Source organism: Methanosarcina sp. 2.H.A.1B.4, assembly GCF_000979385.1.
GTDB lineage: Archaea > Halobacteriota > Methanosarcinia > Methanosarcinales > Methanosarcinaceae > Methanosarcina.
The window spans coordinates 1-26401 of sequence record NZ_JJOV01000051.1; the positions used below are offsets into that span (position 1 = coordinate 1).

Sequence of the window (26401 nt, forward strand, 5' to 3'; positions counted from 1 at the left end):
GTGTATAAGAGACAGATGCAACCTGAAATGCGTCCACTGTTATGCCCAGGCACAGGATATGGAGTTCAAAAACGAACTTTCGACCGAAGAGGGAAAAACCCTTATCGATGACCTTGCAGCTTTTGGCTCTCCGGTTATGCTCTTCTCCGGGGGCGAGCCCACGATGCGAAAAGACCTGCCGGAGCTTGCAGCCTATGCCAGAGAGAAGGGAATGAGGGCCGTAATCTCAACAAACGGGACCCTCATAGACAAACCCCTTGCAAAAAAGTTAAAAGAGGTCGGGCTTTCTTACGTAGGAATCTCCCTTGACGGCATAAGAGAGACAAATGACAGGTTCAGGGGCATGCAGGGAGCATTCGACGCAGCTCTAAGGGGCCTGCATAACTGCCAGGAAGAAGGCATAAAAGTGGGCTTGCGTTTTACCATCAACAAGCAAAACGTAAAGGACATACCTGCAATCTTTGACCTCCTTGAGAAGGAAAAAATCCCGAGGATCTGCTTCTATCACCTTGTCTATGCAGGCAGAGGCTCGAAGATGGTAGATGAAGACCTTTCGCTCGAAGAATCCAGACAGGCTGTAGACCTGATTATGGAAAGGACAAAGGAGCTGCACAAAAAAGGCTTCCCCGCAGAAGTCCTGACTGTGGACAACCACTGCGACGGTCCCTACCTCTATATGAAGCTCCTTGAAGAAAATCCGGAAAGGGCTGCCGAGGTATTCGAACTCCTCTCGATGAACCAGGGCAATTCCTCAGGTATAGGCATAGGATGCGTTTCCTGGGACGGCGCTGTACACGCAGACCAGTTCTGGAGACATCACTCTTTCGGGAATGTGAGGGAACGGCCTTTCAGCGAGATCTGGACCGACCTGAGCGACGAACTGATGGCCGGGCTCAAGCACAGGAAGCCTCTTATTCAGGCCCGTGGAGACCGCTGTGCAAAGTGCAAATGGTTCGACGTCTGCAACGGAAACTTCAGAGTTCGAGCCGAAGCCGTTTACGGGGATGTATGGGCGGATGACCCTGCCTGCTACCTTACAAAAGAAGAAATAGGATACGATGAGGCCTGAAAACTTTTCAGGCTTATTCCCTTTATCGCTTTCTTTTTTCGGCACTTTTCTTAATCTCTCTTCAGTTTTTGTCTATTTCTTTACATCTGCCAGCTCTTAATCTCCCGGATTATTACTTCCAGATTATTACTTTAACACTGAAATTTTCTTTTATAAATAACCATTTATTCCCGCTGAATGCATATTTTAAGGAAAGGACATGTAGGAAAAGAGTTGAGGGAGACAGGGCAAATACATGAAGCCGATCCATTTACTTCTAATTATTTCAGTTGCTTTTACAGTATTTTCAGGCTGCGTATCCGACAGAGGAGAAACGGGAGTCTATGACAACCAGACAGAAACTCTTTCTTATCAGGGCGAACAGTTAACCCCTATTGCACAACAGCGCAACAATGCCATCAAAGGCACCCAGTATATTGAAAGGGAAAGTTACAGGCTGCAGGTTGATGGGCTTGTGGAAAACCCCCGAGATTTTACATATGAAGAAATAATCGGGTTACCTCAAACTTCGAAAGTTGTTGACCTTAACTGTGTAGAAGGCTGGGGTTTTACCGCAAAATGGACAGGGATCAGGATAGCCGATCTCTTTGAAGAAGTGGAGGCTATGGAAAATGCAACAACGGTTATTTTTTACAGTGCCGACGGGTATTCCACTTCCCTTGATATGGACTATCTGCTGGAAAACGACATCATAATTGCTTATAAACTAAATGATGTAACCCTGCCGCCTGAAAGAGGGTTTCCCCTGCAGCTTGTGGCTGAAGGCAAATATGGATACAAATGGGTGAAATGGATAGTAAGAATTGAGCTCAGTGACTCACCTTACAGAGGGTACTGGGAGGAGCGCGGGTACAATAACATAGCTGATGTCGGCGGGCCTGCTTTTGAAACGAGAGGATAAAAATCCGTATTGAAACACCAATAATAATATAAGATACCCAGGCTATAGTATACTGTTGCCAGTATTGAAGAATCAAAACCAGAGATTCAAACCCTATTACTGGTTAAATTTGATTATTACAGGGTTTGATCATAACCGCCTTTTATTATTCTATCTTTATGAGAGCTACATTTCATGAGTGCTACGTTTCATGATCTGTATTTCATTGCAGTACTGTTTAAAGCAAGTACTGTTTAAAGCAAGAGATATGCGAGGCAAAGAATATAGTTGTTGAGATTGTTTCTGGAAAAGGGGGGTAATTTGAAGTGGCAAATAGCCATGTTAATACTTTGTACCCTGGGGACCCATTCAGGGACTGGCTTGTTGAAGAGGTTGTAGGACACCGGATTCGCGACAAAAAGTGTCTTGTGGATGTTATTAAGTACAATTCCTCTCACACAGTCTGCAGGTATCAGTTCAAAGGGGAACACTTCAGCGTGATGGCAAAATTTTTTGCAGAACCCACTGGGAAGCTGAAAGCTTACAACTCTTATAAAGGTATGATGAATGAATACCGGAACCTGAAAAAAGCAGCTTCGATAATAAATGTTGCAAAGCCTCTTGCAGTAAATAAAGATTTTAATTGTGCCCTTGTAACCGAACACATACCTGGAAAATCTCTGGGCTGGTACCTTAAACGCGAAGAGGACCTTTATGAAAAGCTTGCTGCGGTGGCTCACATGCTCAGGCAGCTGCATGATAATACACAGTCATCCACTTACAATAAAGAAAATGAGTTTAGAAACTATCATGACGTGCTGGACCACCTGAAACTGGATTACAGCACCAGGGAGACTTTCAACAAACTCCTTGGAGAATGGTGGTACAGTTCCTGGCTCGACCGGGAATACGGGTGTATGGTTCACAGGGATGTTACCCCCTCCAATTATATTTTTTGCAAAGGAAAGCCCTATGCACTTGATTTTGAAAGCTCCTGGTTTGATGCACATCCTGTAAGAGACCTCGGAATTCTTACTGCGGAACTTAAGAACGAGTTCGAATTGCACAAAGGAGGAGGCTGGAAAGCCGAGCCGTATATAGGGAACTTCCTCTGGGAGTACAGCCGCAGAGAAAAGGATTTTTTCTACATTACCAGAATTCTGCCTTTTTTCATGAGTATAGGGCTGCTTCGTTCGGCAAGGCTTCACCAGAGCGATTACAGGGATTACCTGATAAAAGAAGCACGTGAATGTTTAAGTGCAATTCATAGAGGGAATTAAGGAAATAGAGGAATGAAGAGTAAAATTAAGGAGATTGAAGGAAAAATTAAGGGGATATGGGAGGCAAGAACATTTCCAGGGACCATGAATCGGAACCCAGCGAGGGCATAATCACCTTTCTGGGTGCTCCTGCCGGAGCAGGGGAAGAGGTATTTGAAAGCTGTCAGATAAAAGGTGCTATTTTTGACTGCTATCAGACGCTTATCGATATCCACACCGAAGAACACAGGATCGAGACTTATGAGACTGTAAGCGCATGGCTTGCCTACCATGGGGTAAAAGTAAAGCCGGAAAAGCTGTGGGATACCTACATATTTAAGGTTCAGGAAAGGATGGAGGACTCAAAGGAGATATACCCTGAAGTCAGGGTGGAGGACATCTTTGCCGAGATCTGCAGGGAAAATTCGATCTGGAAAATCGATGAAAAACTCCTCGGAATTGAGACCTCAAGAGTCTTTCGAGCAGCTTCTATACGGAAACTCCGCCCCTTCCCTCAGAGCATAAAGCTAATTGAGCACTGCATAAACATCCCCAAGTGCATAATCTCCAACGGGCAGAGGGTTTTTTCCGAACTGGAACTCCGGTTTCTGGGGCTCTACGACTACTTTGATTTTGTTATTTTCTCGTCCGATGTGGGATACAAGAAACCTGACCTCAGGCTTTTTATGACCGCACTCAAAAGGATGGAACTCGAACTCGAACCCAAGTGTGTTATGTCCATAGGGGACTCTTACGAAAACGAGATACATCCCGCCAGAAAACTCGGGATGCAGGCAATGACTATTGAAGAAGCCTGGGATTTTTACGGGTTGAAGGACTGATTTATCAAAAACGTTCCCTCTCTTTTGCGGAGAGGTTTATTGTTTAGGCTCTTCGGCATGCTCTATGGATAAGATGATTTTCAATTCAAGACCGCTCTGGTTTTATGAGGGTATCCACACAAAACAACGAAGAGCCATTGTTTACACTAATTCTGTTTCTTGTAGTCCCGGATCTGTCTCCGGATAGTATTTAAAATATCAGAAAATGAAAGTTCCGGATTTCTACCCCTTCCAATACAGGGTTGTAACCAACATGCAGCCAGAGATAACTCCCCATGACCCTGTAAACTGTTTTTCAGTTCACGCTTAAAATAGCTCCCGCCCGGCTAATCTGGCAGCGTCTGCCAGAGAGAAACAAAAAAGAATTAAAGCCCCGCATCTATCTGATTTTGCAATAATGTTCGCTCAAGAGAATGAGAGGTAGAAGAGGATTTAAGAGGGAAGACTATAGTTAATTTGAAGAGAAGTATATATATTCAGACCATGTATGAGTATTTGCATAATGTCTATATACCATGACGCGCATCAAAATCTAAGTAGAGAAAGAATATACACAAGACCCAGGATCTGACAAAATTCGATTAAATTAAAAAAAATCGAAGGAGAATCCCTATGCTCCAAAACGGAAAAATTAAAGGCATAATCTTTGACTGCTACAAAACCCTTATTGACATCAAAACAGACGAAAAAAGCCGGGAGACAAACGAGAGAGTGAGTCACTGGCTGCTTTACCAGGGAGTGAAGATTGAACCTGATAGGCTCAGGGAAGAGTACAGGTGGAAAGTCGTTAGCAGGCTGGAAAATTCCGGACAGCAGTACCCAGATATCCGCATAGAAGAGATTTTTGCCGAGCTCTGTGCAGAAAATGCTTTCAGGGAGATTGATTCTTACTGGCTTGGAATTGAAACTGCAAAGGTCTTCAGGACTGCATCCATAAGAAAACTGGAAGCTTACCCGCAAAGCCTCAGGTTGCTTGAAAAATATAGGAACATCCCTAAAGGTATTGTCTCAAACGCCCAGAGAGTCTTTACGGAGCAGGAACTGCGCTTCCTCGGCTTATACGACCGTTTCAACTTCGTGATCATGTCTTCTGACCACTGTATCAAAAAACCTGACACAAGGCTTTTCAAAATGGCTCTTGACCGCCTCGGGCTTGAGCCCTGGGAAGTGCTTTCAATCGGGGACACTCCGGAAAATGACATCTATGCACCTCAAAGCCTCGGAATGAATGCAATGCACATCCACAGCGCGTGGAAATACGCATAAGGGCATGAGAACACAAAAGAAAGCGTAAATTAGAGGAACTGTACCTTTTAATTTTTTGTATAATTTTTACGGCTGTTTATTCATTTGTTCGTTTTTTGTTTGCCGTTAGACTGACTGTTGTTAAACAGTTGTAAATATTTTCAGTTCTGGAATCCGTTTTTCCGGGAAAAAATACAATCAAAAAAAAAACTAAACATATAATCTGGCAATTCCTGCACAGTCAGAGATTTCCATAACATCCAAAACCAGATATATTTAAATAATCGCAAGCACTCTAAAACCCAAGAAATTCTTACACTTATTTCCCAATCATGGAGTGTCTTTATGACAGAATCGGAAATTCCAAAAGAATATAATGCAAACGAGGTTGAGGAAAAGTGGATGGAGAACTGGAACCTCTCCATGTACCACTTCAACTGGGGAGAAGATACCCGCCCCCAGTATATTATTGATACCCCGCCTCCCTATCCTACAGGCAATTTTCACATCGGAAACGCGCTCAACTGGTGCTATATCGACTTTATAGCCAGATACAAACGCATGCAGGGATATAACGTAATGTTCCCCCAGGGCTGGGACTGCCACGGCCTGCCAACGGAAGTTAAGGTTGAAGAAATCCATGGGATTACGAAAAACCAGGTTCCCAGGGCGGAGTTCCGCAGGATGTGCAGGGAGCTTACGGGAGGAAACATCGACAAGATGCGCAAAACAATGCTGCGTCTGGGCTTTTCCGTGGACTGGAGCAACGAATTCGTTACCATGGAGCCCTCATACTTTGTAAAGACACAGAAGTCCTTTGTCAAGATGTACAACGGCGGGCATATTTATCACGAAGACCACCCTGTCAACTGGTGCCCCCGCTGTGAAACTGCCATTGCTTTTGCAGAAGTAGAGTATGATGCCGGGCAAACGAAACTTAACTTTGTCCACTTTGATAAGGTAGATATCGCAACTACAAGGCCAGAACTGATGGCAGCCTGTGTTGCCGTGGCCGTAAGCCCCAAAGACGAACGCTACAAAGCATACGTAGGGCAGACCCTCACAGTACCTATCTTCGGGCAGAAAGTGCCACTGATTGCAGACGAAGCTGTTGAGCCTGAATTCGGGACCGGTGCTGTTATGATCTGTACCTTCGGGGACAAGCAGGACGTGCGCTGGTGGTTAAAGTATGGACTGCCTCTGGTAAAAGCCATCGACAAACAGGGCAAGATGACAAAAGCAGCAGGCAAATATGAGGGAATGAGCCTGACCGAATGCAGGGAAGCTGTAATTGCAGACCTGAAAGCCGGGAGTTTCCTCTATGACCAGAAGCCCCTTGATCAGAACGTAGGGCTCTGCTGGCGCTGCGACACTCCTATTGAAATCCTTTCCGAGCCCCAGTGGTTCGTAAAAATTAACCCTGAGGGCATCCTGAAAGCTGCAGATGAGATTAAATGGTACCCTGAATATATGAAAGTCAGGCTCCAGAACTGGACAGGCACGATGGAATGGGACTGGTGTATCTCCAGGCAGAGGATCTTTGCAACCCCGATTCCCATCTGGTACTGCAAAAAGTGCGGAGAGGTCATGATTGCCGAAGAGAGCTGGCTCCCGATCGACCCCAACGAAAATGCACCAAAAAGAGCCTGTGCCTGCGGTTCAACTGAGTTTGAACCTGAGACAGATGTGCTGGACACCTGGATGGACTCCTCGATCACTGCCCTGCACGTCTCGGGCTGGGAAAGCGAACACGAGCTCCGCCTGCCAGCACAGATCCGCCCTCAGGGACATGACATTATCAGGACCTGGGCTTTCTACACAATTCTGAGGAGCCTGGCTCTTGAAGGCACGCGGCCCTGGGATTCAATAGTGATCAACGGGATGGTACTCGGGCCTGACGGGCATAAGATGAGCAAGTCTCTCGGAAACGTAATCTCTCCAGAAGAAGTGACTGCACAGCACAGTGCTGATGCTTTCAGACAGTGGGGTGCTGTTGGAGGTTCCGCAGGCTCTGACGTAATGTTCCGCTGGAAAGACGTGGTCTCAGCCTCCCGCTTCCTGCAGAAGATGTGGAGCATCTACCGATTCTCGATGTCCCACTTAAAGGACTTCGGGCCTGAAGATGCTGAAAACTTCCCCCTGGATTCTCTCCTTACAATCGACAGGTGGCTCCTGAGCAAGCTTAACAGGCTTGTGGACACTGCCACAACGGAGCTTGATGGATACCAGTTTGATTCCACATTCAAGGCTATAAGGGGCTTTGCATGGGAGGTCCTTGCAGATAACTACCTGGAACTTGTGAAAGGCAGGCTCTACGGTGAAGATACGGAGGGCAGGAAAGCAGCCCGGTATGTACTTTACACAACAACTAAGACCCTCTCCCTTCTGCTTGCTCCGTTCATACCTTTCTTTGCAGAAGAAATGTACTCCAGGTTCAGCAATGAAAGTGTGCATATACAGGCCTGGCCTGCAGTCAATGAAAGCCTGATAAGCGAAGAAGCTGAAGCCGCAGGCGAAATGATCAAAGAGATCACAGGTGAGGTCCGCAGGTATAAATCAGACCTGGGAATGGCTCTGAACTCTCCCCTGAAAAAAATAGAGATCTACAATGCAAGGATCGATACAGGGGATATTGCAGGGGCTACGAACTCAGAAGTGGAACTTATGGAAGGTGCTCCTTCATTTGAGTATGTGCCTGTAGAGGTAAAGCCCAATATGGGTTTCCTGGGCCCGCGCTTCAGAAAAGATGCCGGGGCCGTTGTGAAAGCTCTGAAGGCAGAAGACCCTGCTGCAGTTGAGGCTCAGGCAGCGTCAGGAAAAATAACCGTTACTGTAAACGGCGAAGCAATAGAACTCGAACCCGCAGCAGTTGAAGTCCGGAAAGAAGTAATCTCCGGAGGCCGTGAGGTAGAAGTTCTTGATGTAAAAGGCGCAGTAGTCTTAATTGTCAGGTAAGCTTCGGCACCCGAGTTTCGCTTCGGGATCACAGGAAATCGGAGATTTTCTGGGAGTTGCACTGTAAGTGCAACAGCACGAGGTCCTTTTCGCTCTCTTCGCTCGCTCAAGAGGACTAATTTATGGGTTAGAGCAGTGAACTGAGCTCAGGCGGCCTGATTATGGAGAACAACAATGAAAAAGAAGAAAACAGGTAAATAATAACCTGAGACTTCTTTTCACTGTTGTTTTCTGATTTCCTTTTCCTGATTTCCTTTTTCGGTGTTCCTTTTTCGGTGTTCCTTTTCCTGCTTTCCGGGCTTCTTTTTTGATGAGCCGCCAGAAAATCTGTGGAGGCAGTTATATTGCTTGAATTGGAAAGGCGTGCTTCAGGGTTAAGAATGGCATTTATCTGGTTGACAGACCCCTGTCCATGTGCAGTGCAGGAAAAGAAAACTGAAAGATTCTCTACGGCTTCCGGTATAGATAAAAATTAATCAGAACCAACCTGATTTTAAAAGATTATAATGCTCAAGGAGAATTATAGAAAGAGATGAGAGAATAGTAGGAGAGAAAATATAAAGAAAGAGGATTTCAATTAACCTTCAATTCCACCAGATTCCGATTGATTTACAGAAAGATTGGAATTTACACACGGATTTTGATTTTTCAGGTCTTTTGAAATCCTCTGAACATATTTTATACCTGCGTTTGCCTCTTTACCAGCATCAGAGAAAAAGAAAGAATAAGAAGCGCTGCATAGAACATTACACCGGAATCAAATCTGTTATACAATGACAGCCATGTGTATACGAGCATTGATCCTGAAAACACTGCTAAAACTATAAGTCCGACATATTTTGCATCTACCATTTTTCATCACTCACTTTGCTTATTATTGTACAATTTATTTTTGTTATATAAGTTAGAATATCAGTTTGAGTACTGAAAATTTGCTATCAGTATCATTATAAACCGTTGATAAATTATGATTTTGAATACCGCCCTTGTTTTTTCAGATCCCTGAGAATACCTTCAAGGTCGGATTTCATCAGCTTCAAATCCAGATCTTCTCCTTGCATATCATCCATGAAATTGACCTTTTTCTCTTTAGAAATTACGATTTCCTTCTTAAGTGAGTCTAATAGACTGTCACTTTCATCATCAAATTTTATTTCTGTCAAATTGTCGTCAAATGAGAAGTTATCTTCATCAGGTTCATTATCCAGTCCCTCAATTTTAATATCAAATTCATTTCCATCGAACATTAAGTCATTATCAAGTGATTCACCAAGTTCTGAAGCCATCTCCCCAAAAAACGGATCTGCCGTATTAGCTTCAGGAATATTGCTTTTTAAAGTGCCTGTAGTAGACATTTTGGCTAGAAGGTCATCATCAAAATCTAATTCGTCTTTTTTGGATTCGACTACTTTCTCAAGATTGTTGACATGATTAGTTACACTAAATTTTGAATTTGTTTCCTTTTTATTTGTTTCCTTATTATCAGATAAGGAAACAAATTTTCCTTCATCATGTTTATTCCTTCGAGGTAAAGTGGATGAAATAGATGAAATTTTATTTTGGAAGTTAATAAAAAGTTTCCGACCAGCATCTTTTGCTTTAAGGAATATTGTTTCCACTTTTTCAAGATACTTTTTGCTGGAGTTACCATGGATTAAGCGGGATTTTTTCTGGACTGAACTGGACATTTTCAGACTTGAACCTGATCTTTTCGGGATAAAGCTGCTAATTTTTTTGCAATACTCAGAAAAATGCTTCAAGCCCTCCGAACTGAAAGTTGTTATTTTCTGGTTCAGGTTCGAAAAAAACTTAAACTCCTCGAGATCGAATGAGGCTCCGCCTTTACTTTTATACATATCGTAGAGAGTTGTTGTCCCCATAACAACCAGAGTTACAAAAATACCTATGAAGATCGTAAAATTGGTCTCGTATATGGTTATTAAATCCATATTCATATGCCTCCTGCAAGACTATCAAGTGCTCCATTAAATGAAAAGGCCATTTCCACTAAAGGAGGAGTTATAATCATCAGTACCCCTGAAAGGATACATATAGATATACCGTAATAAATTGCTAAGTACATTGGTCCCCCTTTTACAGCAACAATTGCTAATATGTTAGCAACCGTTAGAATAATAATAACTACTATAACAAATTGATTAAGTAAATCGATAGGAACTCCGCCAAATATGCCTAAATTCATGCTACCCATACCGGTAGGTAGACCTGAAAGTTCTGAGTCAGTAACATCAAACTGGGCAAAAAGAGATGATATGATAGTAGAAAAGATCGTCAGGATCTGGCCGATAAAAAGAAGAAGGGCAACCATTGCTACATGAAGAGGTATGACAAGACTGGTAAATCCTTTGGATATGCGTTCCCTTTTCATTCTTAAAAGAACCAGTTCAAGGTTGGATGAGCTCACAAGCTCTCCTACCACTTCTGCATTACCTCCGAAATTTACAGCATCTACAAAAACATTTGAAAATTTGTAGATCAAATAGCTGCCCGTCTCCCCGACAAATCTTTCCCAGCACAGCGTAGGGTCCAGCCCTGTTGCCAGTTTCTTGTAGAGCTCCTGACTCATGTCTTTGAGCTCTCCAAGGTTTTTTGGATCGATCTTTAGAAGGGCTTTTGGAACTGTCAGCCCGGAACCACTTATAATAGACCCTAAGCTACTTATAAAAGTGGTATAACATTCATCCCTTTTGTTAATTTTTTCAATATCTCTATTTGCCGCAATTCCGACAGGCATCATAATAACTCCTGCAAGAATCATTCCGACTCCTTTAATATCAATGAAAAACTCAGGTGAACCGATAAAAGTCGGTATAATGGTGAATATTATAACAGCCAGAGTGGATAGAACAAGTGTAAGAGGAATCCACTTATGAATGAATACCTGCTCTTTTGATTTTACACTTAAACTATGGACTTTAGAATCTTTAGGAGAGGATGAAAAAAGTAATCCTACCCCAAGAAACGCCATAAAAAATACAATAACCATTGTGGAGTAAAGCGTATCCGCCGGGTCACCAATATTATATAAAATTACTGAGAGTAATATAATGATAGCTACAAGGGATGTAGAGACAAGCAATGCTGTGTAAGCGTTTGACCATTCTTTAGTGGTTTCAAGGTCTCTTTCAAACTCATCTTTTCTTTTTGTTTTAAATAATTTCCATTCTTTGGTCAGGAATTCATTATCAGGTTCTCCTGCAGCTATAGCGTTTGATAACCGGTTCAGAAGTTCCCGCAGTCTATCGTGAGTTACTTTTGTGGATATGATTTCACATGCATTTGCATAATCATAATGCCAGTTCAGAGCTAGTTCTTTAATCTGGTTAAAATATTTACTTGGACAATATTCTTTCTTATCAGATATGCTTGTGAATATTTTGTCTCTTGTTAGATTAGCAGTTGAAATTGAAGCCATATAAGTAAGAGTAAAAAGCAGATCGTTACTCATATAGAGTTCTTTCTTGTAACGTCTGAGTTTAAGAGAAAACCAGTCTAAAATAGGTTGTAAATTAGACTTTTTGTTGAAAATGTTTTTTACCCTATAGATTCCCATCTAAATCACCATTTAGAATTGAATCCTCAGAATACCATGTTTCGTAATCTTTGCGACCGTATTGAAAAAATCGTAATAATTTACAATTCCTTCATTGTTTAATCTCTCCAGTATTTTTGCCCTTTTTTCAATTTCATCATAAATTGCTTTCTTTTTCTTACCAGGAATTCCAAGCCTTGTAGCGATTTTATTTTCAAGGATATATGAACTTCCCAGAGCACTGAAAATAAATGAATCAGTAACAGGGTCCCAGGAAAAGGCTTCAATGAATGAAATTCCACCCTTATCAGGATTGTATCCGAGAACCTCATTTATGCTGAGGACTCTTCTCACAAGTTTGCCATCCGGCCTCCGGACCGCAGATTGGATAATGACAAAGTTGAGGTTATCCACGTACGTTTTAGGAATGTTTATAGGGTCAGCGGTAAGTCTCTGGATCAATTTTTCTACGTTTGCAGCGTGGAAGGTTGACATGACAGGGTGCCCGGTCTGCATCGCCTGGAATGCGACGTTTCCTTCAACTCCTCGGATTTCTCCTACAAGGATGTAATTTGGCCTCTGCCTCAATGCTGCTTTGAGGAGGTCGAACATTGTAACATCCGAACCGCTGCCTTCTCCTACTCCTCCGCCCCTTGTACTTCCTCTCGTTGTTTCTCTGGTCCAGTTTTTATGAGGAATTTGCAGTTCAGGCGTATCTTCAATTGAAACCAGTTTAGAATCAGGGTTTATAAATGCTGTAATACCATTCAACGTAGTTGTTTTTCCACTCGCGGTTTCACCGCATATAAAGCCGCTCATTCCCTCAGAGATAAGAATCCACAGATAAGCTGCCATCCTGTAATCCAGGGTTCCGCCTTTTATAACCTGAAGAATACTGAATGGAATGTCAGCGAATTTTCTTATGGTGAAATTACTCCCGTTTTTACTGATATCATCCCCAAAAACAATATTAATTCTTGACCCGTCCGGGAGTGTGGAGTCCACTATGGGGTTTTTGAAAGTGATGGGTTTTCCGATCCTCTCTGCAAGCCTGATAATATATTTATTGAGTGCATCATTGTCATTAAATTCAATAACACTCCTCAGACCCTTGAACACCTTGTGTTCAATGAAGATAGGCCCCAGACCATTGCATGTTATATCCTCAATATGGCTGTCATTTATATATGGATCAAGGAAACCCACGCCGATTTTGTCCCTGAGAACTGAATATTTCAGCGCTTCATAATGCTCTTTTGTTATGTACATCTGATTTTTATCCGGATCATCCTTAACTGGAAATAATCTGGACCCGAATAGTTTTTTGACCCCGGAAGTAGAATTGTCAACCGGCTTTTTATTGCCTATTATGCAAATAGCTTCTAAGGATTCTTTCAGTATCCTTTCTTTTTCGTCTAAATTTTCAGGATCAAACTCAATCCCTGTAAGGTAATCTACAAGTTTGATTTCTACTTCTTTAATGAGCCGCCCAACTCCGGTAAGAAGTATAGGTTCAATAGGAATATAGAAATTCCTTACGTCGTTTTTGTTTGGATAAATGTGAACATAGATCTGGTCGTTGACCTTGTATATCAGATTGGGGTCCTCTATATCACCGTGTTTTGATTCAAGCTTAGAAACATATCTGGGTATACCCATTGTATCTATGGGCAGGATATGCAAGTACTCCAGAAGATGAAGGTTGATTTCAACCTCCTTTTTCATTTCCGGAGGAAGGAGCTTGTAAAGATTGCATGTTTTCAGGTTTGAATGGTCATGCCCGTCATATTTTTTTGGTTTAAACGGAAAATTTGTATATACCCCTGCATTAAGTGCACGACCATCTTCAATACTCAGCTTCTCTTCAATACTCAGCTTATCCTCAATAATATCCATGTAAACCCCATAAGTGGACAGTTACGTTAAAAAAAATTATACTCTTGCCTGTGATATTGGAATTATCTTTAAACCGAATCCAGGCTGGACTTCAAAACTCACTATATTACCTGTGCTTTTCTTAGCACCTCTTATTTTGGAGACTTCCATAACGCTAATATAGCGATCAGTGAGCTGTTCCTTTCTCAGAAATAGGTGACAATCACATGAAGACCGAATTCTAACAAGTGTGTCCTCTTTGAAAGCGTGTTGATGCAAAGTAATGAAGATTGTGTACCCTTTATCACACAAATTTTTCAAACTTGTGAGGAATCCAAGTATGTCATCCTCATCAGAGTAAGTAGTAAACATTGTGAGGGAGTCAATTATAATGACTCGTTCTTTGACACTTTTAATATGATTTATAACAAGGTGCAGGGTCCCTTTCATTTGATTGGAAGTCCATTCAACACCGTCAAGATGAACCGGAAAAATCCTGAAATAGCCCCAGGTGTAAAAATCCGAGATATCGAGGCTCAGACTGTCCATTTGCGCCAGCATGCTTTTAATGGTATTCTCGGTTGAATAATATGCTATCCTGTAAAGTTGATTCAATCCGCCATACACCATTTGTTGGCAGAATACACTCTTCCCGGTATCGTTTTCTCCTTCAATGAGCACAAGAGAACCTATAGGGATGCCCTCACCTAATTTTTTATCAATTTCATCATTGCCACTTGAAATAATATTCTTTTTTTCCTCTGTTTGTCCCATTTTATTCACCTGCCACATGTTCTGCGGAAGAGACGATACCATTTTCAGTGATAGTTTTTACAATAAAACTGTCATTGGATTCAAGATCAATTAATAATTCAACGTTAATACTTTCATGCGGGTCCAGAATACCGGGATTTATTATATCTTTATCAGATGTTATTATGTACTGAGATTCATTCAAATAGGACACCGTACCATTTTTAACTAAGATAATATCCCAGAGACCGAAATCGATTAATTTGGTTTCACCTGTATTTACAACTGTGAAACTGGTAAGATTTGTTGAAACATTAAACCGTATATTCTGGATTTCAATACTGGTATGAAGCCTATCCATAGTTGTGTCATGAATTGCAACGTATCCGTCATAAGAAGATTCGAGAAGATTACTGGTCCCCATTGTTACAGTACCTGCTACAACAAGAATCGTTCCAACTACAAAGAACGCTACGATTACTGTATCAAGACCCATGATATCACTTTGAGAATGTATCTGATGTTGATACCCCATTGTAAAGGAAAAAGGTAATTTGATAAATGTCACTTGGCAGAGAGTCAAGACTTATTGCTGCCTTAATAGTTTCTCCACGATCCCAGGTATCTCCGCCTCCATTTTCAAAAGTATATTCCCATGAAGGAGTCGAATTGGATTCAAATCCGGGGTTCCAGTAGTTTGAAGAAGAAAGAATGAAAACGTCACAGTATTGTAGCTTTGAAAGAGGTATATTTGATGACCCGACATTTTTTATCCAGACGGAAACATTGTTATCTTCAGGATAAATAAATATGATATCGAGATCTGTTTTAAACTGATCTTCCATATTATGTGCAACGGAATTATAAGATTCGGATAGACCATATACAGAAGGAAGGATGGCATTAACAAAAGTCACTGCAGCTATAACACTCACCATTACGAGTATTGCTGAAGTTATGACTTCCTTTGCCATGCGTTCTTCACCATATCATTTTCATTCAGGACATGACCCAGTATTTTGGAGTCAAGAGAAAGATCTTCGGGATAAAGTATATGATAAAGTCTATAAAGGTCCACTACTGCACCATCAAGGTTGTTGTTTTTGACCAGGATCTCAATGACTTTAAGAATAATCTCCTTAATATCACCGGGAATATATCCTAAGAGAGCGAATACTTCAATTAATTCCTTTATGGCCTCATTGTCATATTTCTCCACCATGTCCTTGCTCCAGACAATAGTATTGTAAAAGGCCAGGGGATCAATAAGTTTAGAGTCATTCCTCTTAGGCAGTTTTTGAGCAGCTCGCTTCATATCTTCAAAAGGACTCTTATGGGCCTGTTCCATTAATTCCAGATCTGTATCATCAGACTCATTTTCATTTGTTTCTTCTTTGTCCCCATCATCAATAGGCCTGGGATTTACTATGGCGCCGGAGATATTAGCAATACCCTGAATATTCTGGAAAGGGTTTTCAAGAACACTCATCGTTTCCCTAATGTCCATAAGGAGATTTTTGATAGAGCCTTTGATCTCAGTTACCTCTTCTTCAAGATTTGCAACTTTGGATTCTATAGTGTCGCTCTCAGCGGTAGCTACAATTTTATCAATCATAGACTGGTCAAAGGATTCCCCACTCATCATATCACCAAAACTATAGCATTAAAAAATTAAAATAATGGCACTCAGGAGAGTGTCATTATTACTTCAATTTTAGACGAGAGTCATAATTGCACTAATTGAGGGAGGTGCCTGCCTGTGAATGGTGTAGGCTGCGCCCTGAGGTGGTTTGATTTCAACCTGGAACATGTCATTAGGTCCAACTTCTTCACTAACTTTATCAGTTATTGCATCCACATTAACCAATACTTCAAATTTCTCAAATCTGTTTATGATGTTATCTTGGTTACCTTCATCGTTAAATTTCTGTACAATTTTGAAGGTACTGTTACTGGCGGTAGTAGAGAGATTTAAGTCAGTTGGGGGTACTTTTGGAGCTGTAAAAACTATAAGAGTTTGACCCATATCAACTGCTGAACCTCCAGAAGTCAACTGCAGGAACATAGTGATATTTTTAAGTTCAGTACCATCACCTTTAGCAATTACGTCTCCACTCAATTCGACGCTGCTGCTTGCCTGCTGCACACCCGTATGCACTACTTCCTGACTTTTCTGAGTTGTATAAAAACCTGCTCCCAGCATGACGTAGCTGAAGACTGCAGCCACGACCACGAAGGCTACCAGCACAATTGCTGCTTCAAGACCGGTAAACCCTTTTTCATCTTTAAAAATTTTATTCCACATTTCAGATCACCTCAGTATACCGCATAATAATTACCAGTTGTAAGTGCAGGAGGCATTGTCCTTTCAAGAACAAGAACTGCACCTTCTGGTGGTTTTACCTCAATCTTGATATTTTCGTTTACTCCAGGCTTACTACCGAGATTATATTCTCCCAAATTGAGTACTACCTTATACTTTTCGCCTTTCTCAATGAGGTTAGGTGCGTCTCCCTCGACGGTAATGACGCCGGTATACTCCCAGGCTCTATCATCAACAGTTTTATTGTAGTCCTTTGTTACAAAATCATTCTTATCTGAAAAGGAAATTAATGTCTTGTTAAGGTCTACAGTTGATCCACCTGCAGTATTAGTTACATAAAATGTAATGTTTTCGACAACATTACCAGCTTCTGCTAACACGATGATATCTCCGGAAGGTGCAAGACTGCTGCTTGCCTGCTGTACACTTGTGTGTACTACTTCCTGGCTTTTCTGGGTTGTATAGAACCCCGCTCCCAACATGACGTAACTGAACACTGCAGCTACGACTACGAAGGCTACCAGCACAATTGCCGCTTCAAGCCCCGTAAACCCTTTTTCATTTTTAATTAATCGATTCCACATTATAAATCACCAGAATATATTGTGACTATTATAACAGCAAATATAATATCAGACTACGTTATAAATGTTTCGGCAGTTAGGGGGTTAACTTTATATAAAATTTGATAGAATACAGAGGCAATTTTGAAGGGGGAGGGTGTAGAAAAGATAGTTAGGGGATATATTTCGTTGAAGAGTTTTAATTATAATTAGGGTTATAGATACTGTTTTTAAAGATTAATTCCCATTTTAAGGAAGAAAACTGTTTTTATTAGTTAGTTTCGACACGAACATAAATCAGAGATCACATAAATATATTATTTAGCAAGTTTTTAATAAAAAAGGTTAGTGAGTTTGCCCCCCGCTGATTAAATACTATATAAACTCCCTCTTTGTAAGTCAGTTGAAGAGTCTTCTGATTCTATTTTGTCATTAATGCCGCGACATATCGTCAAAAATTCAATAATTTTAGAAGAAAAAAAGAATATTATCGCAGACATCTCCACATATATGAACACGTGAGTCCCCGGGGAAAAGTGCTATTACGGATCGTGTGAAATACAAAACTTAGAGAAGAATATGAATTTTTGTATAAGGGACCTCACAATGCAAGGGTTTGGGTAAAACAATTTTAACAGAAAAATCAGAAGAAAATGACGTCAGGATAAAAGAAATTGTTCAAAACAATTTCCTCTACCATTAGAGAAAAAAATAAATGTAGAAGTAATTGGTTAAATCCAGATTTCTACCGCCGTATAAATATAAGTAGCCAATTATACTTTTTTGAACACTTTCTCTTTCACACTGACAGGAGTAAACAGTCCCCTTATTTCAACGGGCAAAGTTTCGGACTTGCCAATAATCAGATAGCCGTCATCTGAAAGAGAATTATAAAAATCATTTAACATTTTTATTTTTTGGCTCTCATTGAAATATATCATAACATTTCTGCAGAATACGGCATCAAAATGTTTTGAAATTGGAGGTTCACTGGTCAGGTCATGTTTTTGAAATCTGATCGATAGTTTTGGGATGCTTCTGATTTTAAAACCTTCCCCTGCTGGTTCAAAATATTTTTTTATAAGGGAAGGGTCCAGATTTTTTATTTGCTCTTTACTGTATATTCCCTGTGAAGCATGCTTCAGGCATTTTTCGTCAATATCCGTTGCATAGATGGAGACGCTCCAGTCTTCCGGCAAAACATCTTTTGAGCAAATGCCAATTGAATACGGTTCCTCCCCATTAGAACAGGCTGCACTCCAAACCCTGACGAGGTTGCTTTTAGATTTTTGTTTCCTTTCCATTATGTCGGGCAATATTTCTTCCCGGAAAAACATAAATGGCGTTTTGTCCCGCATAAACTCGGTAACGTTTACTGTAAGTGCGTTTATAACCTCCTTCATCTCATTTTGATTTTTTTCCAGGAGCCCCGAATACGTTGTGTAGTTATCTGCGCCAACGGCCTTCATTCTCAGGTCAATTCTTCTCCTAAGATAACTGTCCCTGTACCCAGCGAGAATGATACCCGATGATTTTGAAATTTTTCGTACAAGAAAGTTAAAGTCGTCATCAATATTTACAACCACAGTACATCCCCTTTAGTAGGTTTAACGATCATGCTTCCGTCCACAGGATTGAAGATAACGCTTCTGCCGACTTCCCCACCCACATCTTTTGCCAGAATCGGGATATTTTTTTTAATCAAAGTTTCTTCAACGGATATTGCGTTTCTATTACCAATTTTGAGGATATCCAGGCTCATATGCTTAAAAACCTGGGCTCCTCCTGCAAACTTTGCAGTAATCCTGCTTTTTCTCGCCCCCATTTTTATCATGTCTTCAAACATTTTTTCTATGGCTGTTTCGGCATACTTGGTTTCGCCTTTATTTGAAGCCCCGGGAAGCAACACATGTGCTATTCCGCATATACCTGTTGAAACGTCAGAAAGAATAACGCCAATACAGGAACCCAGTCCCATTACTTTCAAGAGGACATTTTTCCCAATCTTATATTCCCCTATCCCGGCAGACAGTTCTCCGTCCAGGCTTTTAATGTTCAAATTTGATTTAGTGCCCATCATGTGACTTTTTGCACCATTAATCATGTCACATGATCGGCAAGAATCCCGAGATGAGCAGGTATTTGAAAGTGAACAAAAAGATTTTAGCAGTACATCCCCGCTGGTTAAAAAAACCGCTTTCCCACTTTCATTAGAGACGAATAAAATATCACTGCTCATAGTTGTTCCAGAATTTTCATCATATCATCAAGCACACTGGGTTCCGGAAGCAGGGCTAAATAAATTTCTACATCTGGATCAGAACTGAGCGAGGTCTCAAATAGAATTATATGGTCATTCTTCTCAGCCATTTGCGAAACTACTGAATCAATGACTGCCGTAGGTACATCTACTGCGAAATTTGGAGGGGACGGGAGCAATATGATGTCCATAAAATCAGCTGATGCATCACAAAAAGAAGAGGAGAGTATATTCCCGACCTCCATAATTGTGGACGCATACATTTCCTCATCCAGCTCTTCCATACCAAATAAATCGCCTGCAATTTTTCTTGCTGACTTTTCAGGGAACATAATGTATAGATATCCGGACCTGTGTTCTTCGAGGTCCTGCAGTGCTATAACTACCCCTGCAACAACATCGTTAATGAATTCACTGGAGAGATTTTTAATTTCTCCTATCTTGACCTCCGGAACTGAGAAGTATACATCTTTGTTCAGTAGTTTAGAAAGAGCGGTCGCAGCATGCCCGGTCCCAATATTCCCGAGTTCCTTTAGAATATCCAGTTCTACTTCACTAAGATTTTTTAAATCAGTCATCAATATCACCTTTTATAAGCATTGAAACATCTATAATCGGTATTACACGCCCGTCACCCAGTATTGTGGCACCAATAAATCCTTTTGAATTTGAGAAAATATTTCCCAGTGGTTTAATAACAATTTCCTGCTGGTCTATAATTGAATCAACTATAAGGCCAATTTCTTCATTTTCTTTTTCAACAATTATGGCGATTTCGTGATCTAATTTTTCACAGGGTACATTGAAAATTTCTTTTAACTCAACCGTTGGTATCAGCTTGTCCCTTATATAAAGCACAGGGGTTTCTTTAACAAGCTTATAATCACTGCTGTCAACACTCAGAGCTTTCACAACGTTAGAAATCGGGATCGCATATGTCTCAGACCCGACCTCCACTAAAAGAGATTTTATTATAGCGACTGTGGGAGGTAGATCAATTCTTATTCTGGTAAACTCTCCCTTCTTTGAATATACCCGGACCTTTCCCCCCAGTTTTTCAACAGTAGTTTTTACTACATCCATGCCCACACCCCGACCTGAGATCTCTGTTGGAGTGTCCTTTGTCGAAAAACCCGGGGCAAAAATAATCATCCGGATTTCTTCTTCACTGAGGTTTTCTACATCAAATGAAGATAATATTCCCTTCTCAACAGCTTTCTTTTTTAAGATTTCAACATCTATGCCTTTGCCGTTATCTTCGATCTCTATTATTACGTTGTTTTTTTCTCTTCTAGCTGAGAGTTTTATGTGTCCAACTTCGTTTTTCCCGGCTTTTTCCCGCTCTTCGGGATATTCGATACCGTGGTCAACGGCATTTCTCACAAGATGGACCAGAGGATCGCTAATTTCATCTAAAATCGTCCTGTCTAATTCGGTATCCTGCCCTTCAATTTCAAACTCGACATTTTTGTTGAATTTTCTACTTAGATCTCTTACCATGCGCGGAAACTTACTGAATATCCTCTCAATTTTTACCATCCTTATTCTCATCACTTCATCTTGCAGGCTTGAAATTGATTTATCCAGAGTCCCGGTTGCTTCCTCCAGTTCAGGTAAGTTGTATTCCTGAGATATCTGAAGCAGACGTCCTTTGTTAATAACAAGTTCACCAACAAGATTCATTATATTATCAAGATTGGAGGTCCTAACCCGGATGGTTTCCTGTCTTTTTGTTTCCAGAGGCACTTTTGCAGATGTTGCCGATTCAGAGAAGTGATTGATTGAGTCTTTTTCCGATTCTCCGGTTTCCTGGATCTCCTGTGACTTTAATCCCTGAGTAGAGATATTTTCAGAGTCCTCTGCCGGAGATTGGGCTTTATCTAATTGCAGCTCTTGATCAGGAATACTCTTATCAGAAATATCCTTATCAAAAATATCCTTATCAGAAATACTCTTATCAGAAATACTCTTATCAGAAATACTCTTATCAGAAATACTCTTATCAGAAATACCCTTATCAGAAATATCCTTATCAGAAATACCCTTATCAGGAATATCCTTATCAGGAATATCCTTATCAGAAATACACTTATCAGGAATACCCTTATCAAAAGTTTTTCCAGAACCTGGCTCTAAAATCCGGGCTTCGTTCAGTTGCACCTCTTGATCAGGAATTGCAGGATTTATTCCGGAGTCTTTTTCTAAGACCTGGATTTCCTGTGACTTTGGACCGTCAGTAGAGGAGTCCTTGCATTTTTTCCTTGGAAGTATTCCAGCGTATTCTGTTATTTTGAAACAGTTTATTGATTTACTAATTCTGTTTAAAATGCAACGTAGTCTTGCTGCCAAACTGTACATGCAGGAGTGAAGTGTATTTGATTTGTTTGTGGCTGAAACAGCTGTTGCTTCAGGCACCGTAACTGGAGTTGAGGGGAAATCTGGTTGAGATTCTACTGAGATAGAGCTATTACATTTAATTTCGTCATTACAGGCAATAAGCGGTTTAATTTCAGAAATATTAAATTGTTCAATTTCTGAAATTCTATCCATTAACTCTTCAACCTCATCGCTTTCTCCTGAAAGGAACACTTTAAAGTGACCATCAAAGCTGTTATCCATCTCATTTTCATCGGGATCGATTTTAGCTAATTTACTTATATCTTTGAGAGATTCTATGATCAATGTTGCTCTCAAACCCTTCATTACACAGTCTTTATCAAGGGTTACATCCAGGACAAGATTGCAGGTATCCAGATTGCAGGCATCCGGATTGCAGGGAACCTCATTTTCCATTTTGGATGGGATACAGGATTGAGATTCTACTGAGAGAGAGCTTTTACATTTAATTTCTTCATTACAGGCAATATTAAGTGGTTTAATTTCAGAAATATTAAACTGTTCAATTTCTGAAATTTTATCCATAATCTCTTCAACCTTCTTGCTGTCTCCTGAAAGGAACACTTTAAAGTGACCATCAAAGCTGTTATCCATCTCATTTTCATCGGGATCTATTTTTGCTAATTTGCTTATATCCCTGAGAGATTCGATGATCAATGCTGCTCTCAAACCCTTCATTACACAGTCTTTAGAAAGGACTACATCCAGAACAAGATTATAGTCATCCGGATTGCAGGTAACTTCATTTTCCTGTTTGTCATGGCATTCAAAGTTTGAAGAGGTATTGTCATCTGATTGCTGTATGGAAATTATTTCAGGAGATAAAACCTTATTTTCCACGGGATTCTGGATACAAAGAGACCCCTGTCCACCAGTCATAATTTTTTCGTAAGTTTCAAATGCGTTAAGAAGATCTTCTATTTTTACATTATCATTATCTGCATTTTCGATTTGTTTAACAATTTCCATGATTCGGTCAACTGTTGAAAGCAGAATGTCAACCAGCTCACCATCGATTTCTATGTCTCCGTTTTTTATGCCGCACAGGACTTCTTCCATACTATGGCACAAATGTTCAAGTGATGCATATCCAAGAAATCCAGCCATTCCTTTTATTGTATGGGTTATTCGAAAGATTTCATCAATTGCGGCGGAGTCTCCATTTTCTAAATCCACAAAAGATTGATTAAATACATCGAGACACTCGTATATTTCCTGAAGGAAATCGCTTTTATAAGCTGCCATATCACTTTCCATTGCATTTAGCCTCCAGTTTCTTCACAATTTCTTCAGGGATCTCAAAAATGGGTTTCACAACGTCAATAGCTCCAGCTTCTATTGCAGCTCTTGGCATCCCGAAAATAACACAGGTATCTTCACTGCACGCAATTGTGGAACCGCCTGCATCTCGTATCTTTTTAAACCCGGAAGCACCATCACACCCCATACCCGTAAGAATAGAGGCAACAATGTTCTTGCCATATACATCTAACATACTTTCAGCTGTTACATCAACGGCAGGCATTACAGCATGAACAGGCTTGCTTTTTATGAGTTTAATTCTAGTGACATCCAGAGCCTTTCTAACAGTCATGTGGTAGCCGCCCGGCGCGATATAAACAACACCTGCAATTACTTTTTCATTATTTCTGGCTTCTTTTATTTCCAGCTCTGATAGAAAATTCAGCCTTTCTGCCAGTTGCCTGCAAAAACTACCTTCAGGCATATGCTGGACAACAAAAACCGGGGCAGGCAAATCCCCGGGAAGCCTTGTAATCACCTGTTCAAGAGATGAAGGGCCGCCTGTAGATGAACCTATAAGAATTCCAAAGTTCCCGGTACATCTCCATTTTCCCCTGACAACCTCCCCTTTAAATTTCCTCATATTAAGTAATCTTAATATGTTAGGATTTGAGCTGTGAATATTTTTTATTTTATCAATAAGCTCGCTCTCTGCCTTATTTACATCATGGTGAGACTCGGATTTTGCAGTAAAATCTATTGCTCCAAGATGCAAAGCTTCTAATGCCTCTTTTGAGCCCTCTGTAGTCAGGGTGCTAAACATGATGATGGGAACCGGGTCCGTATTCATAATGGTTTTAACAGCCGTCAGCCCATCCATGACTGGCATGTTAACGTCCATTATGATTATATCAGGGTGTAATGTTTTTGCCTTTTCTACAGCTTCTTTTCCATTACATGCGTCTCCGACGATCTTTATATCCGAGCTACTGGCAAGCATGCTTCTTATTGCCATCCGCATGAAGGCAGAATCGTCAACAATAAGAGTACGTATCATGCTACCCCCAAATTCATCCACCAATTACTTTCTTAATTTCTTCAATGACTTTAGGAGCCTGGAAAGGTTTTATAATATAGCCTCTTGCCCCCAGTTTTATAGCTGTCTTTACTATATTCTCCTGCCCTATGGCAGTACACATCACGATTTTAGCGTCTTTATCAACGGACTTTATTTGCTTTAATGCGTCAATTCCTGTCATTTCAGGCATAACAACGTCCATTGTAACGACATCCGGTTTGAGCTCTCGATACATTTCCACTGCTTGCTTTCCGTTTTCGGCCTCCCCTGCGATATCAAATCCAGCGCCGAACAGAATGTTTTTAAGAAGTTTCCTCATAAAAGCGGTGTCATCAACAATTAATACTTTTGGCATATGTATCCCCCTAAAAATTATCTTTTAGATATATTATCAACCATATTTACCCCAAGAGGGGTTAATTCTATTTCTTTTCTAATTTTTACAACTTTAGCTAATCCGGAATCGACAAGCCGATCATAATAATTATTTAGTTCGTCCGTTGAGATTCCAATTATATTTTCAATTGATGCAAAATCTAATCCGGAATATATCAAAGTGAGAATTTGCGTTTCATCTTCAGACAATTTAATTGAAGGTTTATGTTTGTTAAAGAGCCGCTGAAGATAGCTTTCAAGCATTTCCAGCGTACTTTCCGGACAGAGGACCAGGCTTGTTACTACATTACTTTTTTCAACATGAGAAAGGATGAGAACTTTTCTCTGTTTCCCACCCACGTTTCTAAGATCAGTGTTAACAGATCCGAGATTTTCAATTGGAATTCTCTTCTGGTTTTTGGAGGACAAAAACCAGAATCCTTCATCTGTTACGCTGAAATACCCTTTTTCCCACTGTGAATTCGATGAAACAACACCACCAACAGTAGCATACGACAAAAAAAACACTGCAAACTTATCTGCTTTGAGATTAAATGCAATGAATTTGAAAACCTGTTGATGAAGATTTTGAGGAAGGTTAAGTACAAATTTACCCTCTTTTTTGATCTGGATGCATTTAACACCCTCTACATCAACATCTTCCAGGTCTTCTATTTCCCTGAAGGGGATGTCTCTTTTGCCTATAATAAGACTGTTGTCGGTTACTACAAGTTCTACATCCACCCATCCGCCATCATAAGTTTTAACAGGAGCTCTAAGGTGGACTTTATCGGTCATCCCCCAATCTCCTTCAGCTCTTCTTCACTGAATAATTCTTTAAGGTCCATCAATGTGAGAAGACCATCCTCAAGTTTCCCAACACCCTTTAAAAACTTAGAATCGTCTCTCAAAGCTAAAAACCTGGGTATTTCTTCGATATTCTGGGAAGATAGGTATTTGACTTCACTGACACTGTCAACCATCATCCCTATGGTGGCATTATTGTATTCAACAACAATAATCCGGGTATTTTCATCGTTTTTCTTCGGTTCTTTGCCCAGTCTTTTTCTGAGATTAATAATGGCTGCTATTTGACCTCTGAGGTTCAGGACTCCTTCTACAAAGCCAGGTACGTTTGGAATTCTGGTAATTTGAGTTGGCAGGATAATCTCCTTTACCTGAGAGATTTCAACTCCATATCGCTCTTCTCCAAGACTGAAAACAATCACCTGAATAGTATTATCCACATTTACAATTTGACTATGATAACTCATTTTATATCACCTGAAAGGGGGACTTATAGGAATTACAGGATACAAACTGCAGCATTCCATCAGCCCCGAATTCAAACAGCTCTCGATTTTACATTCAGTATATTTTAGAATTATTTTTCCTGTTGAAATGCTGTGGTTTTCCAAAAGAAGGTTGATTGTTTGTCTGTTCCCCCGAAACTTTGAAGTTTTCTAAAAGAACATTTACTGTTTTCTGAGCAAGCTCGCTAACATTCTGTACCGAAGTGCTTACCTGCTGCATGGCAGCGGTCTGTTCCTCGATAGCAGCAGAGGTTTCTTCACTGCTTGCGGCATTCTCTTCAGCAGTAGATGCGGTCTCACTGATGCTTTTCTCAATATTTTCGATTTTATCCAGGCCTTCGTCTGAAAGCCTATCCAGTTCGATGAGCATAGAGTTGATAGTGGCAACTGCAGTGGCAATTTCCTGACTCTTATTCAAA

General features: G+C 40.6%; 24 protein-coding genes and 1 pseudogene. 7 read left to right on the forward strand and 18 right to left on the reverse strand.

Going from position 1 to position 26401, the window contains the following annotated elements; translation table 11 throughout:
- The 7 genes from ahbC to EO92_RS18795 form a co-directional block, all read left to right on the forward strand.
- The coding region (gene ahbC, locus EO92_RS08010) for a 12,18-didecarboxysiroheme deacetylase (protein ID WP_048170687.1) at window positions 1-1069 on the forward strand (1069 nt) is incomplete at its 5' end.
- A gap of 235 nt (window positions 1070-1304) precedes the next feature.
- A complete protein-coding gene (locus EO92_RS08015; protein WP_048170690.1) occupies window positions 1305-1970 on the forward strand; it encodes a molybdopterin-dependent oxidoreductase in 666 nt (221 codons plus the stop codon).
- Between the two features lie 305 nt (window positions 1971-2275).
- Complete coding sequence (locus EO92_RS08020) at window positions 2276-3229, forward strand: phosphotransferase (protein WP_048163204.1); 954 nt, start codon at window positions 2276-2278, stop codon at window positions 3227-3229.
- A 56-nt stretch (window positions 3230-3285) separates the two neighbouring features.
- Window positions 3286-4050, forward strand: a complete 765-nt coding sequence (locus EO92_RS08025; RefSeq protein ID WP_048170691.1) for an HAD family hydrolase — start codon at window positions 3286-3288, stop codon at window positions 4048-4050.
- Between the two features lie 612 nt (window positions 4051-4662).
- Window positions 4663-5316 carry an HAD family hydrolase gene (locus EO92_RS08030; protein WP_048170693.1) on the forward strand — a complete coding sequence of 218 codons (654 nt, stop codon included), beginning with the start codon at window positions 4663-4665 and terminating at the stop codon, window positions 5314-5316.
- Window positions 5317-5640: 324 nt separating this feature from the next.
- The gene (locus EO92_RS08035; RefSeq protein WP_048163208.1) at window positions 5641-8250 is read left to right on the forward strand and encodes a valine--tRNA ligase; all 2610 of its coding nucleotides are present in this window, start codon (window positions 5641-5643) and stop codon (window positions 8248-8250) included.
- A 344-nt stretch (window positions 8251-8594) separates the two neighbouring features.
- Window positions 8595-8726, forward strand: a complete 132-nt coding sequence (locus tag EO92_RS18795) for a hypothetical protein (protein ID WP_255350336.1) — start codon at window positions 8595-8597, stop codon at window positions 8724-8726.
- A 489-nt stretch (window positions 8727-9215) separates the two neighbouring features.
- Here the strand turns inward: EO92_RS18795 and EO92_RS08040 are convergent, their stop codons facing one another.
- The 18 genes and pseudogenes from EO92_RS08040 to EO92_RS18490 form a co-directional block, all read right to left on the reverse strand.
- Window positions 9216-10199 carry a hypothetical protein gene (locus tag EO92_RS08040; RefSeq protein WP_048170696.1) on the reverse strand — a complete coding sequence of 328 codons (984 nt, stop codon included), beginning with the start codon at window positions 10197-10199 and terminating at the stop codon, window positions 9216-9218.
- 2 nt (window positions 10200-10201) lie between these two features.
- Window positions 10202-11824 (reverse strand): archaellar assembly protein FlaJ, encoded by a 1623-nt coding sequence (gene flaJ / locus EO92_RS08045; protein WP_048131699.1) that lies wholly within the window; start codon window positions 11822-11824, stop codon window positions 10202-10204.
- Window positions 11825-11836: 12 nt separating this feature from the next.
- Window positions 11837-13699 (reverse strand): type II/IV secretion system ATPase subunit, encoded by a 1863-nt coding sequence (locus EO92_RS08050; RefSeq protein ID WP_048131701.1) that lies wholly within the window; start codon window positions 13697-13699, stop codon window positions 11837-11839.
- Between the two features lie 36 nt (window positions 13700-13735).
- Window positions 13736-14452 carry an ATPase domain-containing protein gene (locus EO92_RS08055; RefSeq protein WP_048170699.1) on the reverse strand — a complete coding sequence of 239 codons (717 nt, stop codon included), beginning with the start codon at window positions 14450-14452 and terminating at the stop codon, window positions 13736-13738.
- A gap of 1 nt (window position 14453) precedes the next feature.
- Window positions 14454-14927 carry a flagellar protein FlaF gene (locus EO92_RS08060; protein WP_048170702.1) on the reverse strand — a complete coding sequence of 158 codons (474 nt, stop codon included), beginning with the start codon at window positions 14925-14927 and terminating at the stop codon, window positions 14454-14456.
- Window positions 14928-14931: 4 nt separating this feature from the next.
- Window positions 14932-15405 (reverse strand): hypothetical protein, encoded by a 474-nt coding sequence (locus EO92_RS08065; protein WP_048170704.1) that lies wholly within the window; start codon window positions 15403-15405, stop codon window positions 14932-14934.
- Window positions 15387-16073: a hypothetical protein gene (locus EO92_RS08070; RefSeq protein ID WP_235283254.1), complete on the reverse strand. Its 687-nt coding sequence runs from the start codon at window positions 16071-16073 to the stop codon at window positions 15387-15389. Before EO92_RS08070 ends, EO92_RS08065 begins: the two co-directional genes overlap by 19 nt.
- A gap of 72 nt (window positions 16074-16145) precedes the next feature.
- Window positions 16146-16736, reverse strand: coding sequence for an archaellin/type IV pilin N-terminal domain-containing protein (locus EO92_RS08075; protein ID WP_048170708.1), 591 nt, complete (start codon window positions 16734-16736; stop codon window positions 16146-16148).
- Window positions 16737-16747: 11 nt separating this feature from the next.
- A complete protein-coding gene (locus tag EO92_RS08080; protein WP_048170710.1) occupies window positions 16748-17338 on the reverse strand; it encodes an archaellin/type IV pilin N-terminal domain-containing protein in 591 nt (196 codons plus the stop codon).
- A gap of 752 nt (window positions 17339-18090) precedes the next feature.
- Entirely contained in the window at window positions 18091-18903 is an 813-nt protein-coding gene (locus tag EO92_RS08085) for a protein-glutamate O-methyltransferase CheR (protein WP_048170712.1), read from the reverse strand.
- Entirely contained in the window at window positions 18894-19556 is a 663-nt protein-coding gene (locus tag EO92_RS08090) for a chemotaxis protein CheD (protein WP_048170714.1), read from the reverse strand. The genes EO92_RS08085 and EO92_RS08090 overlap by 10 nt, the downstream gene beginning before the upstream one ends.
- The gene (locus EO92_RS08095; RefSeq protein ID WP_048170716.1) at window positions 19553-20155 is read right to left on the reverse strand and encodes a chemotaxis protein CheC; all 603 of its coding nucleotides are present in this window, start codon (window positions 20153-20155) and stop codon (window positions 19553-19555) included. Before EO92_RS08095 ends, EO92_RS08090 begins: the two co-directional genes overlap by 4 nt.
- On the reverse strand, window positions 20148-23231 hold the full coding sequence (locus EO92_RS08100) for a chemotaxis protein CheW (RefSeq protein WP_082107983.1): 3084 nt from the start codon (window positions 23229-23231) through the stop codon (window positions 20148-20150). The genes EO92_RS08095 and EO92_RS08100 overlap by 8 nt, the downstream gene beginning before the upstream one ends.
- The gene (locus tag EO92_RS08105; protein WP_048170724.1) at window positions 23221-24273 is read right to left on the reverse strand and encodes a chemotaxis response regulator protein-glutamate methylesterase; all 1053 of its coding nucleotides are present in this window, start codon (window positions 24271-24273) and stop codon (window positions 23221-23223) included. Before EO92_RS08105 ends, EO92_RS08100 begins: the two co-directional genes overlap by 11 nt.
- A 13-nt stretch (window positions 24274-24286) precedes the next feature.
- Window positions 24287-24649 (reverse strand): response regulator, encoded by a 363-nt coding sequence (locus EO92_RS08110; protein ID WP_048170726.1) that lies wholly within the window; start codon window positions 24647-24649, stop codon window positions 24287-24289.
- A gap of 17 nt (window positions 24650-24666) precedes the next feature.
- On the reverse strand, window positions 24667-25467 hold the full coding sequence (locus EO92_RS08115) for a CheF family chemotaxis protein (protein WP_048170728.1): 801 nt from the start codon (window positions 25465-25467) through the stop codon (window positions 24667-24669).
- Window positions 25464-25943, reverse strand: a complete 480-nt coding sequence (locus tag EO92_RS08120; RefSeq protein ID WP_048131729.1) for a chemotaxis protein CheW — start codon at window positions 25941-25943, stop codon at window positions 25464-25466. Before EO92_RS08120 ends, EO92_RS08115 begins: the two co-directional genes overlap by 4 nt.
- A 94-nt stretch (window positions 25944-26037) precedes the next feature.
- A pseudogene (locus tag EO92_RS18490) lies at window positions 26038-26401 on the reverse strand (chemotaxis protein); the annotation flags it as partial.

Coding starts and splice junctions, on each gene's coding strand:
- EO92_RS08015 (WP_048170690.1), top strand. CDS start 1,305: ATGAAGCCGATCCATTTACTTCTAATTATTTCAGTTGCTTTTACAGTA.
- EO92_RS08025 (WP_048170691.1), top strand. CDS start 3,286: ATGGGAGGCAAGAACATTTCCAGGGACCATGAATCGGAACCCAGCGAG.
- EO92_RS08030 (WP_048170693.1), top strand. CDS start 4,663: ATGCTCCAAAACGGAAAAATTAAAGGCATAATCTTTGACTGCTACAAA.
- EO92_RS08035 (WP_048163208.1), top strand. CDS start 5,641: ATGACAGAATCGGAAATTCCAAAAGAATATAATGCAAACGAGGTTGAG.
- EO92_RS08040 (WP_048170696.1), bottom strand. CDS start 10,199: ATGGATTTAATAACCATATACGAGACCAATTTTACGATCTTCATAGGT.
- flaJ (WP_048131699.1), bottom strand. CDS start 11,824: ATGGGAATCTATAGGGTAAAAAACATTTTCAACAAAAAGTCTAATTTA.
- EO92_RS08050 (WP_048131701.1), bottom strand. CDS start 13,699: ATGGATATTATTGAGGATAAGCTGAGTATTGAAGAGAAGCTGAGTATT.
- EO92_RS08055 (WP_048170699.1), bottom strand. CDS start 14,452: ATGGGACAAACAGAGGAAAAAAAGAATATTATTTCAAGTGGCAATGAT.
- EO92_RS08060 (WP_048170702.1), bottom strand. CDS start 14,927: ATGGGTCTTGATACAGTAATCGTAGCGTTCTTTGTAGTTGGAACGATT.
- EO92_RS08065 (WP_048170704.1), bottom strand. CDS start 15,405: ATGGCAAAGGAAGTCATAACTTCAGCAATACTCGTAATGGTGAGTGTT.
- EO92_RS08070 (WP_235283254.1), bottom strand. CDS start 16,073: ATGAGTGGGGAATCCTTTGACCAGTCTATGATTGATAAAATTGTAGCT.
- EO92_RS08075 (WP_048170708.1), bottom strand. CDS start 16,736: ATGTGGAATAAAATTTTTAAAGATGAAAAAGGGTTTACCGGTCTTGAA.
- EO92_RS08080 (WP_048170710.1), bottom strand. CDS start 17,338: ATGTGGAATCGATTAATTAAAAATGAAAAAGGGTTTACGGGGCTTGAA.
- EO92_RS08090 (WP_048170714.1), bottom strand. CDS start 19,556: ATGAGCAGTGATATTTTATTCGTCTCTAATGAAAGTGGGAAAGCGGTT.
- EO92_RS08095 (WP_048170716.1), bottom strand. CDS start 20,155: ATGACTGATTTAAAAAATCTTAGTGAAGTAGAACTGGATATTCTAAAG.
- EO92_RS08100 (WP_082107983.1), bottom strand. CDS start 23,231: ATGGAAAGTGATATGGCAGCTTATAAAAGCGATTTCCTTCAGGAAATA.
- EO92_RS08105 (WP_048170724.1), bottom strand. CDS start 24,273: ATGATACGTACTCTTATTGTTGACGATTCTGCCTTCATGCGGATGGCA.
- EO92_RS08110 (WP_048170726.1), bottom strand. CDS start 24,649: ATGCCAAAAGTATTAATTGTTGATGACACCGCTTTTATGAGGAAACTT.
- EO92_RS08115 (WP_048170728.1), bottom strand. CDS start 25,467: ATGACCGATAAAGTCCACCTTAGAGCTCCTGTTAAAACTTATGATGGC.
- EO92_RS08120 (WP_048131729.1), bottom strand. CDS start 25,943: ATGAGTTATCATAGTCAAATTGTAAATGTGGATAATACTATTCAGGTG.